General features: G+C 60.2%; 17 protein-coding genes and 1 pseudogene. 11 read left to right on the top strand and 7 right to left on the bottom strand.

The genetic code is table 11. The features are described 5' to 3' along the window. The first annotated feature begins 20 nt into the window (after positions 1–20). Positions 21–971: a sugar-binding transcriptional regulator gene (locus J2J98_RS12000; protein ID WP_138395347.1), complete on the top strand. Its 951-nt coding sequence runs from the start codon at positions 21–23 to the stop codon at positions 969–971. A gap of 56 nt (positions 972–1,027) precedes the next feature. On the opposite strand, the pseudogene J2J98_RS11995 reads toward J2J98_RS12000, so the two are convergent. After that, positions 1,028–1,474 (bottom strand): annotated as a pseudogene (locus J2J98_RS11995) (ATP-binding cassette domain-containing protein); the annotation flags it as partial. Positions 1,475–1,559: 85 nt separating this feature from the next. Then, the gene (gene moaA / locus J2J98_RS11990) at positions 1,560–2,606 is read right to left on the bottom strand and encodes a GTP 3',8-cyclase MoaA (RefSeq protein WP_138395346.1); all 1,047 of its coding nucleotides are present in this window, start codon (positions 2,604–2,606) and stop codon (positions 1,560–1,562) included. Positions 2,607–2,797: 191 nt separating this feature from the next. Here moaA and J2J98_RS11985 point away from each other — a divergent pair, with 191 nt between their 5' ends. Next, entirely contained in the window at positions 2,798–3,172 is a 375-nt protein-coding gene (locus J2J98_RS11985; RefSeq protein WP_064705192.1) for a gamma-butyrobetaine hydroxylase family protein, read from the top strand. A gap of 29 nt (positions 3,173–3,201) precedes the next feature. Beyond that, entirely contained in the window at positions 3,202–4,392 is a 1,191-nt protein-coding gene (locus J2J98_RS11980) for a low temperature requirement protein A (RefSeq protein WP_207601155.1), read from the top strand. Positions 4,393–4,395: 3 nt separating this feature from the next. On the opposite strand, the gene J2J98_RS11975 is transcribed toward J2J98_RS11980, so the two are convergent. Next, positions 4,396–4,863: a MarR family winged helix-turn-helix transcriptional regulator gene (locus J2J98_RS11975; protein ID WP_138395344.1), complete on the bottom strand. Its 468-nt coding sequence runs from the start codon at positions 4,861–4,863 to the stop codon at positions 4,396–4,398. Between the two features lie 47 nt (positions 4,864–4,910). On the opposite strand from J2J98_RS11975, the gene J2J98_RS11970 reads away from it, so the two are divergent. Further along, complete coding sequence (locus J2J98_RS11970) at positions 4,911–5,891, top strand: alpha/beta hydrolase (protein ID WP_207601154.1); 981 nt, start codon at positions 4,911–4,913, stop codon at positions 5,889–5,891. Positions 5,892–5,928: 37 nt separating this feature from the next. Beyond that, a complete protein-coding gene (locus J2J98_RS11965; protein ID WP_138395342.1) occupies positions 5,929–6,540 on the top strand; it encodes a pyridoxamine 5'-phosphate oxidase family protein in 612 nt (203 codons plus the stop codon). Between the two features lie 6 nt (positions 6,541–6,546). On the opposite strand, the gene J2J98_RS11960 is transcribed toward J2J98_RS11965, so the two are convergent. Together J2J98_RS11960 and J2J98_RS11955 are read right to left on the bottom strand one after the other, a co-directional pair. Beyond that, positions 6,547–7,614 (bottom strand): GGDEF domain-containing protein, encoded by a 1,068-nt coding sequence (locus J2J98_RS11960; RefSeq protein ID WP_138395341.1) that lies wholly within the window; start codon positions 7,612–7,614, stop codon positions 6,547–6,549. A gap of 591 nt (positions 7,615–8,205) precedes the next feature. Next, positions 8,206–9,813: a fumarate hydratase gene (locus J2J98_RS11955; protein ID WP_207601153.1), complete on the bottom strand. Its 1,608-nt coding sequence runs from the start codon at positions 9,811–9,813 to the stop codon at positions 8,206–8,208. Between the two features lie 217 nt (positions 9,814–10,030). On the opposite strand from J2J98_RS11955, the gene J2J98_RS11950 reads away from it, so the two are divergent. Both J2J98_RS11950 and J2J98_RS11945 read left to right on the top strand, forming a co-directional pair. Next, positions 10,031–10,858: an Ig-like domain-containing protein gene (locus tag J2J98_RS11950; RefSeq protein ID WP_138395338.1), complete on the top strand. Its 828-nt coding sequence runs from the start codon at positions 10,031–10,033 to the stop codon at positions 10,856–10,858. Between the two features lie 34 nt (positions 10,859–10,892). Beyond that, on the top strand, positions 10,893–11,606 hold the full coding sequence (locus J2J98_RS11945; protein WP_138395337.1) for a cysteine hydrolase family protein: 714 nt from the start codon (positions 10,893–10,895) through the stop codon (positions 11,604–11,606). Between the two features lie 75 nt (positions 11,607–11,681). Here the strand turns inward: J2J98_RS11945 and fumC are convergent, their stop codons facing one another. Then, entirely contained in the window at positions 11,682–13,073 is a 1,392-nt protein-coding gene (fumC, locus tag J2J98_RS11940; RefSeq protein ID WP_064712661.1) for a class II fumarate hydratase, read from the bottom strand. 61 nt (positions 13,074–13,134) lie between these two features. On the opposite strand from fumC, the gene J2J98_RS11935 reads away from it, so the two are divergent. Together J2J98_RS11935 and J2J98_RS11930 are read left to right on the top strand one after the other, a co-directional pair. Further along, positions 13,135–13,398: a hypothetical protein gene (locus J2J98_RS11935; protein ID WP_207603172.1), complete on the top strand. Its 264-nt coding sequence runs from the start codon at positions 13,135–13,137 to the stop codon at positions 13,396–13,398. Between the two features lie 94 nt (positions 13,399–13,492). Then, the gene (locus J2J98_RS11930; RefSeq protein WP_207601152.1) at positions 13,493–15,400 is read left to right on the top strand and encodes a L,D-transpeptidase family protein; all 1,908 of its coding nucleotides are present in this window, start codon (positions 13,493–13,495) and stop codon (positions 15,398–15,400) included. 136 nt (positions 15,401–15,536) lie between these two features. Here the strand turns inward: J2J98_RS11930 and J2J98_RS11925 are convergent, their stop codons facing one another. Next, entirely contained in the window at positions 15,537–16,241 is a 705-nt protein-coding gene (locus J2J98_RS11925; RefSeq protein ID WP_207601151.1) for an HAD family hydrolase, read from the bottom strand. A gap of 247 nt (positions 16,242–16,488) precedes the next feature. Between J2J98_RS11925 and rpiA the strand changes: the two genes are divergently transcribed. Together rpiA and J2J98_RS11915 are read left to right on the top strand one after the other, a co-directional pair. Beyond that, on the top strand, positions 16,489–17,187 hold the full coding sequence (gene rpiA / locus J2J98_RS11920) for a ribose-5-phosphate isomerase RpiA (RefSeq protein WP_064705179.1): 699 nt from the start codon (positions 16,489–16,491) through the stop codon (positions 17,185–17,187). A 15-nt stretch (positions 17,188–17,202) separates the two neighbouring features. Beyond that, a complete protein-coding gene (locus J2J98_RS11915) occupies positions 17,203–17,760 on the top strand; it encodes a DUF2059 domain-containing protein (protein WP_064705178.1) in 558 nt (185 codons plus the stop codon). Positions 17,761–17,799: the final 39 nt, after the last annotated feature.

Genomic DNA, 17,799 nt, shown 5'->3' with positions numbered 1-17,799 from the left:
AATTCACTCCGGGATCAGCGATGACTCGCCTCAACGAACTCCGCCTCATTTCAAGGGTCGCCCAGATGTACCACATAGAGGGGCGGCGACAGGCGGAGATCGCAGAGCACCTTCGACTGTCGCAGGCCACGGTGTCACGCATGCTCAAGCGCGCCGAGGCTGAAGATATCGTAAGGACCAGCGTGATCCCTCCTGTCGGCACCTACAGCGAGCTCGAGGGCGCGCTTCGCGAGAAATACGGCCTGCCTGAGGCGATCGTCGTCGAGTGCACGGAAGATCGGGACGGCGCCATCATGGCCCGTATCGGTGAGGCAGCGGCTCATCTCCTGGAGGTGACGCTTGCGCCGGGTGAGATCATCGGCGTTTCGAGCTGGAGCCAGACCATTTTCAAGATGGTCGAGAATATTCATCCTCAGAAGAGCGCCCAGGCGAAATACGTCGTCCAGACCCTTGGAGGCATGGGCGATCCGTCGGTGCAGACCCATGCGACGCAGCTGACAACACGGCTTGCGCGCCTGACCGGCGCCGAGCCGAAGCTGCTTCCTGTGCAGGGCGTCACGACATCCAGAGAAGCAAAGCTTCTTATGCAGGCCGACCCCTTCGTGCGCGAGACGATGGATCTGTTCGGCAGCATAACGCTTGCAATCGTCGGCATCGGAGCCGTGGAACCATCCGAACTTCTTGCACGCTCCGGCAATATCTTTTCGTCTCGCGAACTCTCCGACCTTGCGGAAGCGGGAGCCGTCGGCGATATCTCGCTTCGCTTCTTCGATAAGAACGGCAAGGCGGTCAAGACGCCCTTGGATGACCGGGTCATAGGGCTTCCACTCGAGGATCTCGAACGGGTGGACCGGGTCATTGCTCTTGCCGGCGGAGCCAAGAAGACCGACGCGATCGCAGGCGCGCTCCGCGTGGGTGTCATCGACATGCTTGTTACGGACAAGTTTACCGCGCAGCGATTGATCGACTGACGAGATGGGGTGACTTTACCAGGTCAATGTGCCGTCCCGTCGACGGTTACATGATGCTATTCCAGCGAGCATTTCTCCACCCGAGCCTCGATCCTGTAGATCTCCATCAACGTCTCGGCGGTCACCACATCCCCTTGGGGCGCCGCAGACGCGCATGCGGCCGTTGGCAATGATGAGGACTTGTCGACGAACCGCAGCGCCTGGTTGAGGTCTTGAATGGCGATCATGGCGAGCATGCCCTTGGTGCGGGCCTGTCGGCCATGAAGTCCAGGACTTCGATCTGGCGGTGGAGGTCGAGCGCGCTGGTTGGTTCGTCCATCAGCATGATTTCCAGCTCGCGGAGCGCCTGGGCGATCGAGACGAGTTTGACGTTGCGGCCGGACAGCGCGCCGAGATCACGGAAGGCGAGGGCTAATGTCTAGGGCGCCCATGATCTCGTCGATGAAGCGCAGGTCGCTGTCGCCGGCGGCCCAGGACTGGCCCTGCTTACGGGCGAGCGGGATGCCCGGGCCCTTCGCTTCAGGCTCCGGGCGTGCGGCCCTGCGATCGATTCACTGGATCGATCGCTGTGCTTTGCGGGACCGGGCATCACCCACCGGTGACACTCATATGCCGGGCCACCGCCGGACGGTTGTGCGTGCGGTCGATGATGAAGTCGTGGCCTTTCGGTTTGCGGGTGATGGCCTCGTCGATGGCGGCATGGAGAAGGGCGTCGTCTTCGGTGGCCCGCAGCGAGGCGCGCAGGTCGGCGGCATCGTTCTGGCCGAGACACATATAGAGCGTGCCGGTGCAGGTGAGGCGCACACGGTTGCAGCTCTCGCAGAAATTATGTGTCAGCGGCGTGATGAAGCCGAGGCGGCCGCCTGTTTCCTCGACCCTAACGTAACGCGCTGGGCCGCCGGTCTGATAATGGATGTCCACAAGGGTGAACTGACGTTCGAGATCGGCTCGCAATTTCGAGAGCGGCAGATACTGGTCAGTCCGGTCTTCTTCGATCTCGCCCATCGGCATGGTTTCAATGACGGTCAGGTCCATGCCGCGGCCGTGGGCGAAACGCAGGAGATCGGGGATCTCGGCACCGTTGAAATCCTTCAAGGCCACGGCATTGAGCTTGATTTTGATGCCTGCCTTCTGCGCGGCGTTGATGCCTTCCATCACCTTGTCGAAATCGCCCCAGCGGGTGACCTTGCGGAACTTCTCGGGATCGAGCGTATCGAGCGAGACGTTGATGCGGCGCACGCCGCAGTCATAAAGTTCCTGAGCATGGCGGGAGAGCTGCGAGCCGTTGGTGGTCAGCGTCAGCTCATCAAGGCCGGAGCCGATCTTTTCGCCGAGCCTGCGCACGAGATACATGATGTTCTTGCGCACCAAGGGCTCGCCGCCCGTCAGCCTGATCTTCTTCACGCCTTTCGAGATGAAGGCGGAACAGAGCCTGTCAAGCTCTTCCAGCGTCAGGAGATCCTTCTTCGGCAGGAAGGTCATATTCTCCGCCATGCAATAGGTGCAGCGGAAATCGCAGCGGTCGGTGACGGAGACGCGTAGATAGGTAATTGCTCGGCCGAAAGGGTCGATCATTGGATGCGCATCGGACACCAGCGGCGCTGCGTTGCTTATCGTTCCCACTCTTGTATTCACCAGTTCCTCCGCCGCAGGGCCTTGCCCTTCGGGCTGTCGTCGTCGCGAAAGTCATGCCGGTTTCAAGCGATATCTTTCAATGTGTGCATATGTGATTGCCCCGTCAAGGGAAACAGATTTCACATACGGCAATTTGCGCTTGCCTCCAAAATGGCGAAAGCCTACTTCTCCAGGGAAAGAGGGTGACAGAGATGAGCGATATCTGGCCGACCGAACTCCGCGTCTCGAAAGACAGGCAGCGGCTTGTGGTGACCTTCAGCGATGGGCAGAGCTTCGACCTGTCGGCCGAGCTGCTGCGAGTGCTCTCGCCTTCGGCCGAGGTGCAGGGCCACGGGCCGGGGCAGAAGGTAACGGTACCTGGCAAACGCAACGTCGCAATCATCTCGATGACGCCGACCGGCAATTACGCGGTCCGTATCGGTTTCGACGACATGCACGATACCGGCATCTACACCTGGACCTACCTGCGCGAGCTTGGCGAGCGAGGGCCCGAGCTGTTTTCGGCCTATGAGGACGAGCTCAGGGAAAAGGGCATGAATCGCGACACGGCGGAGAAGCCGCGCTGAATTTCAGATAAAACAGCCATGAGGGGCATATGGCGAAAACCAACCGAAAGAGCTGGCTGCGTGCCAAGGGCAGCGCCGCCGGCAGCAAAGTGACCTTTCTCGAGCTGTTCTTCGACCTGGTCTTCGTCTTTTCGATTTCGCAGCTTTCGCATGCGCTCGCAGCCCATTATACGCCGCTTGGCGCGGTCGAAGCGGCGCTGATGACCTTCGCCGTCTGGTGGGTGTGGATATTCACCGCCTGGGTGACGAACTGGCTCGATCCGGACAGGATGCCGGTGTGCGGCATGCTGGTGGTGCTGATGATGCTCGGGCTGGTGTTGTCAGCCTCCATTCCCGAGGCATTCGGCGACAAGGGGCTGCTCTTTGCCGGCGCCTATGTGGCAATGCAGGTTGGGCGGTCGCTGTTTGCGACCTATGCGATGACGCGAGTGGACCGTGCCAATACGCTGAATTTCGCCCGCATCACAAGCTGGCTGGTGGCGGCCGCCGTCTTCTGGATCGCCGGCGGGCTCTTGGAGCATGAGGCCCGGCTCATCGCATGGCTGATCGCATTGGCGATCGAATATGCCGGGCCGGCCGCGGGCTTTGCGGTGCCGCGGCTCGGACGCTCAAGGCCAAGCGACTGGGATGTGTCCGGCGCCCACATGGCTGAGCGTTGCGCCCTCTTCGTCATCATCTGCCTCGGCGAAGCAATTCTTGTTTCAGGCCGTACATTTTCGGAGTTGCCGATCTCTGGTTTGACCGGCCTGATCTTCGTAACCGCCTTCATCGGCACGGTCGCCATGTGGTGGCTCTACTTCCGCTTCGGCCACGGGCGAGCCGTTCATCGTATCGAGCATGAGGAGACACCGGGGGCCTTGGCGCGGCAGGCCTTCACCTATGGGCACATTCCGATCCTGGCCGGCATCATCGTGCATGCGGTGGCTGTGGAATTCATGTTCTCGCATCCGCATGAGACGGGCGACTTCGGAATCGCCGCGGCGGTGCTCGGCGGTTCGGGCCTGTTCCTCGTCGGCAATCTCTGGTTCAAGGGCGCGACCAGCGGGCAGATGCCGCTGTCGCATCTTGCCGGCCTCGTGCTGGTGATCCTGCTGGCCTTCGTGACCCCCTTCATCGAGGTCTATCTGCTGGGTATTCTGGCGACGCTGGTGCTGATCATCGTCGCTGCCTGGGAATACCGCTCGCTGAGCGGCACATCGACGGCGCCGTCGCTGCATTGATCATCACTCGTCGTCGCGCAGATCTTTCAGCAGCACGGCGACGATGCGTTCCATCGAGGTGGCGGTCGCCATGCATTGCTCGATCGGCTCATCGGAGAGCGTGCGCTCGATGAGATCGGTCTGGATTGCCATCGCCGCCTCGGTCAGTTTGCGACCCTCCGGAGTGAGATAGAGGCGTAGCACCCGCTTGTCGCGCTCGTCGCCGCGCCGCTCGATCAGGTCGCGTTTTTCCATCTGTGGCAGCAGCATGCTCATGTTGGAGCGGCCGACAAGCAGTTTGCGTGCCAGCTCCTGCTGCGAAATGCCTTCGAAGCGGTAGAGATTGACCAGAATGTCGAGGTGAGGCGGCTTGATTTCGAGATCGGCGAGCGAGCGGGTCAAAGACTGCTGCATCAGCTGACAGGCGCGCGCCACCGCAATCCAGCTGCGAAAACGCGGATGATCCCAGGGAAGGGATTGATTTTTGTTCATAGTTGTACTTTATTGTTCAGCGTTGAACAGTCTTTGGGATTCCCACTATGGCAAATTTCTTAAGTGACGTCACCCGCCGCGGTTTTTCGCTGCTGCAGGCAGTTTCACCCGCTCTGGCGGGCAAAGCGGCGTTCCTGCTGTTCTGCCGTACGCCATCGCCAAGGCCGGAGGGAGCGAAGGCGAGGGCGGCGCATGCGTCGGGTGCGGCCCGGCTTGCCGGAGCCGAGCGTTTCGCCCTTAAGCTCGCCGGTGGAGGACGTGCATATGCCTACCGGCTGAACGGCGGGGCCCGGGGCAAGCGCAAGCGATTTCTGGTGACGCATGGCTGGGGCTCGCGCACTGAATATATGGCCGAGCTCGTTTCCATGCTTTCGGCGCCTGGCGCGGAGGTCGTGGCGCTCGATTTTCCCGGCCATGGATGCGCCGGCGGACGCTTTCTGCACATGGGGCTCGCCGTGGAAACGATAGCGGCGGCCGAAGCGCGGTTCGGCACATTCGATGCAGCGATCGGCCATTCCTTCGGCGGGGCAGCTCTGATGGTCTCGGCTTTGGGTTTGCTGCCTCATCTCGCACCTGTCACCATCGAGCGACTGGCGTTGATCGGCGCACCGAGCGAGATGCGCTGGCTGTTTATCGATTTTGGCCGTTTGGTAGGCCTGCGCCCTGCCGCGCAGGCAGTCTTCGAGAACGAGGTTAGCCGTGTCACCGGGCGGCGACTCGAGGATTTCGATATCGGCGGGGCGGCGGATAGCATTGGCCGGCCGGTTCTCGTCATGCACGCCGAAGACGATAAGGAGGTGTCGCCCGCCCATGCAAGACGCTACGGGGCGGCAGGCGAGAGCGTCCGGCTGTTGTGGGCGAACGGTTTCGGGCATCGGCGCATCGTAAGCGCCGCTCCGGTGCTTGCTGCGATTGCGACATTTCTAGATGGCAATCCGGACGAGAAAGGCGTTACCGGCAGCGCTATCAAAAAAGATGCGGAGATCATTCCGTTTTTTGAGCTTCCGGCAAGGCGCGCGGCATTGTAGCGTCCGCCCCGGATATCAAGCCGCGGCGGGACGCCTTATGAAAATCATCAGCAGCATCGAAGAGCTCAATAGGATCTACGGCGCAGGCCTATCGCAGGCTTCGGTCGACAAGGTGACCAAGCGACTGACGCCGCTTTACCGTCAGATGATCGAGATATCGCCCTTTGCGGCGCTTGCGACCGTCGGCCCGGAAGGGCTCGATTGTTCGCCACGCGGCGATCTCGGCGGCGTGGTTCGCGTCGTCGACGAAGAGACGCTGCATCTGCCGGACTGGCGCGGCAACAACCGCGTCGATTCGCTCTCGAATATTGTGCGAGATCCAAGGCTCGCGCTGATGTTTCTGGTCCCTGGCTCGAATACGACGATGCGCATCAACGGACGCGGTGTCGTCTCCGACGATGATGCGCTGCTTGCAAGCTTCGAGATGGATGGCAAACACCCGCGCACCGTCGTCGTCATCTCGATCGACGAGGTCTATTTCCAGTGCGCACGCGCAGTGATGAGGGCCGATCTCTGGAATGGCGAACATTTCGCCGATCCGGCGAAGCTGCCGACGCCGGGTCAGATGCTGAAGGCCGCGGTCGGCGATTTCGACCAGGAAACCTACGACCGGGAATGGCCGGCACGTGCGGCGAAGACGATGTGGTGAAGGCCATCAGGACTTGTAGATCAGCCAGCTCTTGCTGAAGTCCTTCTGCATGCCGTCCTGATAGAGGACTATGCAGTTGCGCCCGGCATTCTTGGCGCCGTAGAGGGCGATGTCGGTCTTGCTGTATAGCTCGCCGGCATCCTCGGCATTCGACGCCATGCAGATGCCGATCGAAACGGTGATCGGGCCGTAATTCACCCGCGTGCGGGAATTCTTGAACGGCGTGGTTTCCAGCGTACGGCGGATGCGTTCGGCGATCGCCGCCACTTCCTCGACTGTGTTGCCCTCGATGATCAGGGCAAATTCCTCGCCGCCGGCACGGGCGACGAAGACGTCGCGCCGGACATTGCTGCGGATGACGGAGGCTACGGTGGCAAGAATCTTGTCGCCGACGGGATGGCCGTAGGTGTCGTTGATCTTCTTGAAATTGTCGATATCGGCGAGCAGCAGGGCCGTCACCGGCCGCATGCCGGGATTGTTGAAGACGGCCGCAAGGCGGTCGTCGAAGGCGCGGCGATTGGAAAGGCGCGTCAGCGAATCGGTATTGGCGATGCGCTTGTATTCGTCGAGTTCCTTGCGGACCTGGTCCATCTCCTGCGAGCGCTGGACGACGTCCTCGACGGTGCGTTCGCCATGCGCCATGGTGTCGCCAGTCGCCTGGCTTAAAAGTTCGATGGCGCTTTCGATCAGTTCGACGCTGGCATTGCTCTTCGATGTGATGCGCTTGTGGGTTTCGCCGAGCAGCCTGGAATAGCTTTCGAGCGAGCTCTGCTCCTGCCTCAGGATCCGCAACAGGCCTTCGAGTTCGCCTGATATGCGCGTATGAACGTCGTCGAAGACCCGGGCCGGGCTAGTGGTGAAATATTGCGCACCGAGCGCATCAAGTTCGGCCTGCGTGGCTTGGCTGCCAAGGGCTGCAAGTTCGCGAGTGAGGGCAGGGTTAGAGCCGATATAGGCCTCGTAGAAGAGTTCGTAATTGCGCGGTATCGGCGCAACACCCATCGAGCGCATGGCATAGGTGATTTGACCCGCGACGTCGGGAACCTGCACCTTCGGCGCGACAGCCGTATTCATCCGGCGAACTCCTCATAAATTCAAAGGCAATATTTAATTTGTTAGCTTAAATTTCTTGGGAAAAGATTAAAGCGACATATACCAAAGATTACATATAAAAATTCCGGCGAAGCTCAATACTTCAGGCAGACCTATGATTCTGCATTGGAAAATGTATCTTCGGCGGAACAGTGCATACCCGCTTGGCGGGAACGGTGTCTAAAAAACTTACAGTTCTTATCTGGTCCGAGGCCGTATTCATCTTGTCGACACCTGTAGGCAGAGGCATGAGACCATGAAAAGGTCTCGCCACATTTCTGTCATCGCTCTCGCCTCAACTGTCATCGTCGCTGGTGTCTTGCTGCTGGAGCAAACCGGTATTTTCGCCGGAGTATTCCGTACGGAGATACTGGCCAGAGTGGACGATGGAGATGTCGCGCGTCCCAGCCCTACTGCCGGTATGCCGCAGGATAACGGGGCATTGGATAAGGCGTCGACGCGGTAGAGGCGCGTGAGGAGCAGCTGACCGCGGTTGTTTTCATTGCCTATTCCTGGCGCTCAACGCGCTTGTGGCTCTGCCGCTTGCTTCTTCTCAACTGGATACCGTCGCAGTCATGCCAGGTTCAACTCCTGGAAGAAATCATTGCCTTTGTCGTCGATGACAATGAAGGCGGGAAAGTCTTCGACCTCGATCTTCCAGACTGCTTCCATGCCGAGTTCGGGATATTCGAGTACCTCGACCTTGCGAATGCAGTCCTTGGCGAGACGGGCAGCGGGGCCGCCGATCGAGCCGAGATAGAAGCCGCCATGTTTCTTGCAGGCCTCGCGCACGGCGCGCGAGCGGTTGCCCTTGGCGAGCATCACCATCGAGCCGCCGAAGGACTGGAACTGGTCGACGTAACTGTCCATGCGGCCGGCCGTCGTCGGACCGAAGGAGCCGGAGGCGTAGCCGGCCGGCGTCTTGGCGGGGCCGGCATAGTAGACCGGATGGTTTTTCAGGTAATCCGGCATGCCTTCGCCCTTTTCCAGCCGTTCACGAATCTTGGCATGTGCGAGGTCGCGGGCGACGATGATGGTGCCGGTCAGCGAAAGGCGCGTCTTGACCGGGTGCCTGGAGAGTTCGGCGAGCACCTCGGCCATCGGCTTGTCGAGGTCGATATGCACGGTCGATTCCGACAGTTTCGCCTCGTCGATCTCGGGCATGTACTTCGACGGATCAGTTTCGAGCTGCTCGATGAAAATGCCATCGCGGGTGATCTTGCCTTTGGCCTGGCGGTCGGCGGAACAGGAGACCCCGAGGCCGATCGGAAGGGATGCGCCGTGGCGGGGCAAGCGGATGACGCGCACGTCATGACAGAAATACTTGCCGCCGAACTGGGCGCCGACACCCATCTGCTGCGTCAGCTTGTGGATCTCATTTTCCATCTCGAGGTCGCGGAAAGCATGGCCGCTTTCTGAACTTTCGGTGGGTAGTTCGTCGAGGTAGCGGGTCGAGGCAAGCTTGACCGTTTTCAGGTTCATCTCCGCCGAGGTGCCACCAATGACGATCGCCAGATGGTAGGGAGGACAGGCTGCCGTACCTAACGTCAGAATCTTTTCCTTAAGGAAGTCGATCATCCTGTCATGCGTCAGGAGCGAGGGCGTGCCCTGGTAGAGAAAAGTCTTGTTGGCCGAACCGCCGCCCTTGGCGACGAAGAGGAATTCGTACGCGTCGGTGCCTTCCTCATAAATGTCGATCTGGGCAGGCAGGTTGTTCCTAGTGTTTTTCTCCTCGAACATCTTCACGGGCGCAAGCTGCGAATAACGCAGGTTCTTCTTCTCGTAGGCGTCTATGACGCCGCGGGCGAGGGCCGCCGCATCGCCGCCCTCGGTCCAGACCCTGCGGCCCTTCTTGCCCATGATAATGGCCGTGCCGGTGTCTTGACACATGGGCAGCACGCCACCGGCGGCGATATTGGCGTTCTTCAGGAGGTCATAGGCGACGAAGCGGTCATTGTCTGTGGCCTCGGGGTCATCGAGGATGGCGGCGAGTTGCTTCAGATGGCCCGGACGCAGCAGGTGGTTGATATCGGCAAAGGCGGTTTCTGCAAGTAGGCGGATGCCTTCCGGCTCAACAGTCAAGATTTCCTGACCCCTGAAAGTGTCGATCGAGACATGATCGCCGCTGATCTTGCGATAGGGGGTGGTGTCCTTGCCGAGCGGGAAGAGATCGTCAGCCATCGAAGAGACCTTTCTGGTGGGCGTGCGTCGCTAGATTGGAACCGATCTAAATCCCCTGCCAGGCAAAAGCAATCAGGATGCCGCGAGAGTTCGGCGGGTGCGCCATGCGCAGTGGACGAGGCGAGGCTGCGACGGGCTCGACACAAGACGACTTCAGGTTGCCTTCGGTTCGGAGCCGGTCCATATTCCCGGTCGCGTTAACTTGCAGGAGCTTCCGATGACCAAAGCAAAGCCAACTGCTAACGACGACCTCTTTATTTCTTTCGAACATGATCCGATCAGAGGGAACCTTCTCGACAACGACAACGATCCCGAGGGTGCGCCGCTCTATCTTCGTTTTTTCGATGGTGTCCGCGTCGATGCGAAACAGGGACCGACGCAGGAGACGATCATACAAGGGAAATACGGCACGTTCACCGTGCGGCCCGATGGTCATTTCACCTACGAGCTGGATTACACGCTCGACGTGGTGAAGAACCTGCGGGCGCACGAACAGCTGATTGAAGAGATCCGCTACAAGATCTCCGATGGCGCCGGGGGAACGGACGTCGGCATTTTGACGCAGGCGATAGACGGCGTCAACGAAGAGGACAAGTACCATGAGACTCTGGATTTCGACGATATGGGCGTCTTATCGAGGGCAGATAATTTCTCCCTTCCCAATTACCGTGGCTTTGCGCTCTCCGTGAACGGCAGCCATGAAGTGACGCTTCTGAACGGTATCGTCTATGATACGATCGCGGGCGTCGACGCCATCACCGAGGACGGGTTCAGCGATACCGTTCTATCGCCGGGTTCTGCGCCCGTAAGCTTGAAGCTGCTCGATGGCGGGGAATTCACCTTTCAGAGCGTTTCGATCGCCGAAGTGTCGGCAGCGCCCTTCCACCTGACGCTCACTGCCCTGAATGGCGGGCAGATCGTCTATCAGCAGGAACTCGAGGTCACCGGCGCCAGTCTCGAGGTCACTCTTGAAGACATCGAAGAAATCCGTTTCGACTTCATGGGCAATTCGGTCGTCATGGACAATTTTTCGCTGCTGGTTTGATCCCGGTCACCCAGGTCTGCAAGAGGAATGTCACATGTCAAACAGATATTCTATCGCAGCACAGCCTGAAGCGATCAGCTTCGATCAGGATCGGACGGCCGTCATGGTGATCGACATGCAGAATGACTTCGGCAGCCGCGGCGGAATGTTCGATCTTGCCGGCCTTGATATTTCGCCGATCCAGTGCCTCGTTCCGCCGATCGCGCTGCTCCTCGAAGCGGCGCGAAAGGCCGGTCTTCTGATCGTCTACACCAGACAGGAGCACAATTCCGATCTCTCTGATGCCGGAAATGACGATTCCGCCCATCGAATAAAGCACAGGCGCATGAATATCGGGCGGGCCGTCACGGCACCCGATGGCAGCGAAAGCATGGTTCTGGTTCGCGATACGTGGAATACGGCCATCGTTCCGGAACTAGCGCCTCAGCCAGGCGACGTCGTGATTTCCAAACATCGATACAGTGCGTTCTTCGAGACGCCGCTCGATGCCATTCTGCGGACCAGGCGGATCAACACGCTCATATTCGTTGGGGCGACTACCAGCATATGCGTCGAATCGACGGTCCGGGACGCAACTTTTCGGGATTACCGTCCCGTCGTGCTTCGCGACTGCACCGCTGAATTGATCGCCGCCGATGCTGCCCGCAGCAATCATGAGGCGACGCTGCTCGCAATCGAGCTGCTTTTCGGCTGGACGGCAGAATCCGGCGACGTGATTCAAAGTCTGCTTGCCGAGGCTGCCGGGTAGAAGGAAAGACGGATCGAGGTGAGCGATCGACCCGTCAGCAACGCCAGGCAAAGAAGGGCTGCAGCTTGCCGCCGGCTACTTCGGCCCGATCATCGTTTCCGGGCGGACGATCGCATCGTAGTCTTCGGCGGAGACCAAACCGCTGGCGAGCGCCTCTTCCTTCAGCGTCGTGCCGTTCTTATGGGCCGTCTTGGCGATCTTGGCGGCGGCGTCGTAGCCGATCTTCGGGGCGAGGGCGGTGACCAGCATCAGCGAGCGTTCGAGACCGGCCTTGATGTTGTCCTCGCGCGCCTCGATGCCGACGACGCAATTGTCGGTGAAGGAGACGGCGGCGTCGGCAAGGAGCTGCACCGACTGCAGGAAATTATAAGCCATCATCGGATTGTAGACGTTGAGCTCGAAATGGCCCTGGCTGTCGGCGAAGGTCAGTGCGGCGTGATTGCCGAAAATGTGGATGCAGACCTGCGTCAGCGCCTCGCACTGGGTCGGATTGACCTTGCCCGGCATGATCGAAGAACCGGGTTCGTTTTCCGGTAGCGCCAGCTCGCCGAGGCCGGCGCGCGGGCCTGATCCGAGCAGGCGGATGTCGTTGGCGATCTTGAATAGGGCGGCAGCTGCCGCATTGATGGCGCCATGTGAAAAGACCATGCTGTCATGCGAGGCAAGCGCCTCGAACTTGTTTGGCGCAGTGACGAAAGGCATGCCGGTGATGTCGGCGATCTCCTCAGCGACCTTTTCGGCGAAGCCCACCGGCGCATTGAGGCCAGTCCCGACTGCGGTGCCGCCCTGGGCGAGTTCGCAGAGACCGGGCAGCGTCATCTCGATGCGCTTTATGGCGGAGCCGACCTGAGCGGCATAGCCGGAAAATTCCTGGCCGAGCGTCAGCGGTGTCGCATCCTGGGTGTGGGTGCGGCCGATCTTGATGATGTGGCTAAATTCCGTAACCTTCATATCGAGGGCGGCGTGCAGGTGCTTGAGGGCCGGCAGCAGATGATGAGCGATCCGTTCGGCGCAGGCGATGTGCATCGCCGTCGGATAGGTGTCGTTGGACGACTGGCTCATATTGACATGGTCGTTCGGGTGCACCGGTTTCTTGGAACCCATGACGCCGCCGAGCATTTCTATCGCACGATTGGAGATGACTTCATTGGCGTTCATGTTCGACTGCGTGCCGGAGCCGGTCTGCCAAACGACCAGCGGGAAGTGCTCGTCGAGCTTGCCGTCGATCACCTCCTGGGCGGCGTCGATGATCGCCTTGCCGAGTGTGGGATCCAACTGCCCGAGCGACATGTTGGCGCGGGCGGCGGCCTGCTTGACGATGCCAAGAGCGCGGACGATCGACAGCGGCTGCTTTTCCCAGCCGATCTTGAAATTGCCAAGCGAACGCTCGGCCTGGGCGCCCCAATATCGGTCGGCGGCGACGTCAATTGGGCCAAACGTGTCGGTTTCGGTGCGGGTAGCGGTCATAGGGTTTGCCTTCCTGTAGCATGCTGTTTTCGGGCATCTTCGAAAGATGAGGTCTTATAGGTTGGAAACCCGGACAAGAAAACCGGATGCTGCGCGAAATATTGAAGGTAGCAGTCATGTTTGTGCTGCTGCCGCGTGCTTTTTCGGCCACGTTGAAAATTTTATGCGGCAGGAGGTTTTAGCCGCACTGGTTTGGCGGCAAAAAATCGGTAAAAAATTAACTAATAATTTCATAATTTTGTGTGAACTACTGCGCGGCGCCGTGCAGGATTTTCGTCACATAGAATTAGGTCCGCCGGCGCTGGCAGCGAAGGCCGGTTTCTGATCAATGGAGCCCTGCGCTGCTTGAGTTTCGCGGGATTTGAGCTTGAGCCTTGCGCTCGTGACAAGAACAGCATGACACCGGGACTGGAATATATATGACGTTCGTTTTGAAAGGTGCGGTATCCGCATTGGCAATTTCCTGCGGGCTGGCGGCAATGAGTGCCGCTCCCGCGCATGCCTATACGCTGATGGATATGCTGCGCGGCGACAGGCAGCGGACCCAGAACACCATCTTCATGGACCAGATGCCGCCCGGGCGCGTGGCGCCGCGTGGCAGCGCCGGCGGATCGCTTGGGCTCGACCCGGAGGCGCCGCTGCCGAAGGTGAGCGGCCCACGCTATTACACCTACAAGACCGAAGCCCTGCAGTTCGTCGATACCAGCAAGTTCGCCGATCCGATCGTCACAGGTGCGGTTGCAGAGGTTTCGCCGGCGAGCGATTCCGGCACGGAACCGGTGGTGCAGCGCCGCTTCCTGGCACAGGCCAGGGTTCGCGCCAATGCCGACGTCGCCAAGGCGCTCGAAGCTTATTATGGCGACAACCGCAACCCGCTCGTCTGGATTGACGGCAACCAGATCAGCGAGCGCGCCAAGTCGGCGATAGCCGCGCTGGCCGATGCGGCTTCCGTTGGCCTCGACCCAGCCGATTATGCCGTCCAGACGCCGACTGTCGATCCGGCCAATCCTGATCCTGCCGTGCGCGACCGGGCGATGATGCAGTTCGAGCTCGAACTTTCGGGCAAGGTGCTTGCCTTCGTGCAGGACACGGTCCGCGGCCGCATCGATCCAAACAAGATTTCCGGCTATCACGATTTTCAGCGCAAGGCGGTCAATCTGGCGCCGGTGCTGAAGCTCGCCCGCATGAGCCCTAACGCCGGCGCCTATATCGCGAGCCGTTCGCCTGATAGCCCGCAGTTCGAGGCTCTGAAGGCGGAGCTCGCCAAGCTTCGTGCCGCCGGCGGGAGTGAGGAGCAGATCGTCATTTCGCTCACCGGGTTGCTCAGACCCGGCGACAGCTCGCCCGAGATCGCCAACATCGTCAAAGCGCTGCAGAAGCACGGGTCCGAGACGCTGAAGACCGATCATGCGGCGACGCTTGCAGCCTATGCGGGCGGCAGCGACTATTCGCCCGAGATCGTCGCACTGGTCGAGGACTTCCAGAAAGAGCGCGGCCTGAAGCCGGATGGTGTGATCGGACAGGCGACGGTGCGCGCCATGACCGGGGGCGACACAAATGCTTCGAAGATCGACAAGCTCGTCGTCGCCATGGAGCAGGCGCGCTGGCTGCCTGAGGATCTTGGTTCCCGCTACGTCATGATCAATCAGCCGGCCTATATGGCCTACTACCATAATGACGGCAAGGAACAGCTGTCGATGCGGGTGGTGGTCGGTGGCAAGAACAACCAGACCTATTTCTTCAACGACCAGATCGAGACGGTGGAATTCAACCCGTTCTGGGGCGTGCCGCAGTCGATCATCATCAACGAGATGCTGCCGAAGCTGCGATCGGACCCGAACTACCTCGATCAGCTCGGTTATGAGGTTGAGGTGAATGGCCATGCTGTCGCCTCGTCCAGCGTCGACTGGTACGGATCAACGGCGAATGTTTCGGTGCGCCAGCCGCCAAGCAGCGATAACGCCCTCGGCGAACTAAAAATCCTGTTCCCGAACAGCCACGCGATCTACATGCACGATACGCCCTCGAAGAGCTTCTTCAAGCGCGACATGCGGGCGCTCAGCCATGGTTGTGTGCGCCTTGCAAACCCGCGTGCAATGGCAGCCGCCGTGCTCGGTACGACAATGGACGACATCGCCAGGCAGATCGCCAGCGGACAGAACCATGCGGTGAAGGTGCCACAGAAGATCCCGGTTTATGTCTCCTATTTCACCGCCTGGCCGAACAAGGACGGCGTGGTGGAATATTTCGACGACGTTTACGGCCGTGACGCCTATGTCGAGAAGGCTTTCGATGCCACGAGCAAGGCGCGTGGGGCGCAGATCTGACAATCGGATTTGATGGTTATGCGGGCGGGCGGTCTTTGGACCGCCCGTTTTGTTTTGGGGGCTTAAAGGGGAAGACACGAGGGAGAGGACATGCAACGGGCCGTGATCGCGCAGACATCGTCTTGATCACCAGGCCTCAAACAGCAACCTTTTCCGCATATTCCCCTAATAGTCTTTCGACCAATTCCGTTGTCAGCTCATCGAAATGGGTGATGATGTGGTCTGGTCCTAGGGTGTTCACCGGCACATCGGAATAGCCGAAAGGCACGGCGATCGACGGCACGCCGGCGTTTTTAGCGACAGCGATGTCGTTGATGCTGTCGCCGACCATTACAGTCCGGGAAACATCGCCACCGGCGCGCTCGATGGTAGATGTGAGGTGACGCGCGTCGGGTTTTCGGTATTCGAAGGTGTCGCCGCCGGTGATGGCGTCGAAATAGCCGGTGAGACCAAGCTTCTCGATCAGGCCGCGCGCGAGGCTCTCCATCTTGTTGGTGCAGACGGCGAGCCTATAGCCGCCCGATTTCAGCAGGTCCATCGCGGCGATCAGGCCGGGATAGGGTTGGGTATGGCCCGGCATATTGCCGGCATAATGGGCGACGAAGCGTTCGACCAGCGGCGGCAGGGTGTCCGCTGAGAGCGGATGGCCGCGCAGCCGGCAGGCGCGCTCGATCATGACGCGCGCGCCCTGGCCGACAAGATGGGTGAGGTCGTCATAAGTGACCGGTTCAAGCCCGAGGGCTGCAATCGTATGGTTCAGGCTTTCGACCAGGTCGGTATGCGTGTCGAGGAGCGTGCCGTCGAGATCAAAGACGACGAGCGGAGCGGGTGCAGGAGTCAAGGGCTTGCCTTTTTGAGCGTGGGCGTCTTGCGAGCGGCGTCCACGGAAACGAACGTGTCTCTCCGCGGAAGCGATGGACACTCCTGAGGTAGGCGATCGCGTGACGGAAAGCAACGGCCTGAGGACCGCCGGGAAAGCCGCAGGCGTTTGTTTCGGCTTTTCATTTTCCGTGATGATTTTGACTTTCGTTTGCCAGGCGAGGCGTGTAAACAGCACATCCAACGCAATAATTCGGAGTTGGCGGCGCATGGATGCCCGCGAAATGAAGATCAAGGCCGCCGAGGCCGCGCTCGCTCACGTCGAAAGCGGGATGCGTCTTGGCATTGGCACAGGGAGTACCGCGGAAGAATTCGTCCGCCTGCTGGCGGAGAAGGTTGCGGGCGGCTTCCAGGTCGAAGGCGTTCCAACGTCCGAACGAACGGCGCGGCTCTGTGTCGAACTCGGTGTTCCGCTGAAGTCGCTTGACGAACTGCCGGCGCTTGATCTGACGGTTGACGGCGCCGACGAGGTCGATCGGGCGCTTAGGCTGATCAAGGGCGGCGGCGGCGCGCTGCTGCGCGAAAAGATCGTCGCCGCCGCTTCGCAGCGGATGATCGTTATCGCCGACGAGAGCAAGCTGGTCGAAACACTCGGCGCCTTCGCGCTGCCGATCGAGGTCAATCCCTTTGGTCTCGTCTCAACACGGATCGCCATCGAAAAGGTTGCGACGCGGCTCGGCCTTTCGGGCGAACTCAACCTGCGTCAGTCCGGTGACGGAGAGTTTACCACGGACGGCGGCCATCACATCATCGATGCATCTTTTGGCCGCATTCCTGATGCAGAGGCGCTTTCGAGCGAGCTGAATTCCATACCCGGCGTCGTCGAACACGGGCTCTTTATCAATATGGCGGCACTTGCGATCATTGCCGGTCCTGCGGGTGCGCGCACTCTGCAGGCAAACAGATAACAGGAGCATACACTCATGGTGAACATTGCAGGTCTTGGCCGTTTTGCCGCTGCGACCATCGTTCTTTCCGGGCTTGCCTTCGGCTCCGCCGTCAACGCGCAGGAGGTCTCCGAGGAGCAGCTGAAGGCCGCGCGCGCGGCGATCGACGCCATCGGCGCTACTGCCCAGTTCGACAATATCCTGCCCGGTCTTGCCGAGCGCCTCAAGGCCGGCCTGATCCAGGATTCGCCGAACTACCAGGATGCCATTTCCTCGACGGTCGATGCGCAGGCGTTGGCGCTAGCGCCGCGTCGCGGCGATCTCGAGAAGGAAGCTGCGCTCACCTATGCGAAGACTTTCACCATCGACGAGCTGAAGGCGATCGCCGACTTCTACAATTCCGACGTCGGCAAGAAGCTGCTGAAGGACGGCCCGGTCGCCTCGCGCGAGACAGCGAAGGCCGCGGATATTTGGGCGCAGGGCATTTCTCGCGACCTGGAAAGGCAGAGTAACGCCGAGCTTTCCAAGGTCATCAAGGCGCCGCCGCCGGCAACCGACAGCCCGGTTGCTCCGGCTCCGGCCACCCAGCAGTAAGATCTGCTCGTCAGAACTTGCGAAAGCCCGGCATTGACC

The organism is Rhizobium bangladeshense, assembly GCF_017357245.1.
Classification (GTDB): Bacteria; Pseudomonadota; Alphaproteobacteria; order Rhizobiales; family Rhizobiaceae; genus Rhizobium; species Rhizobium bangladeshense.
The sequence above is the reverse complement of the archived record's forward strand: the minus strand, read 5'-3'. Positions and strand labels throughout refer to the sequence as shown.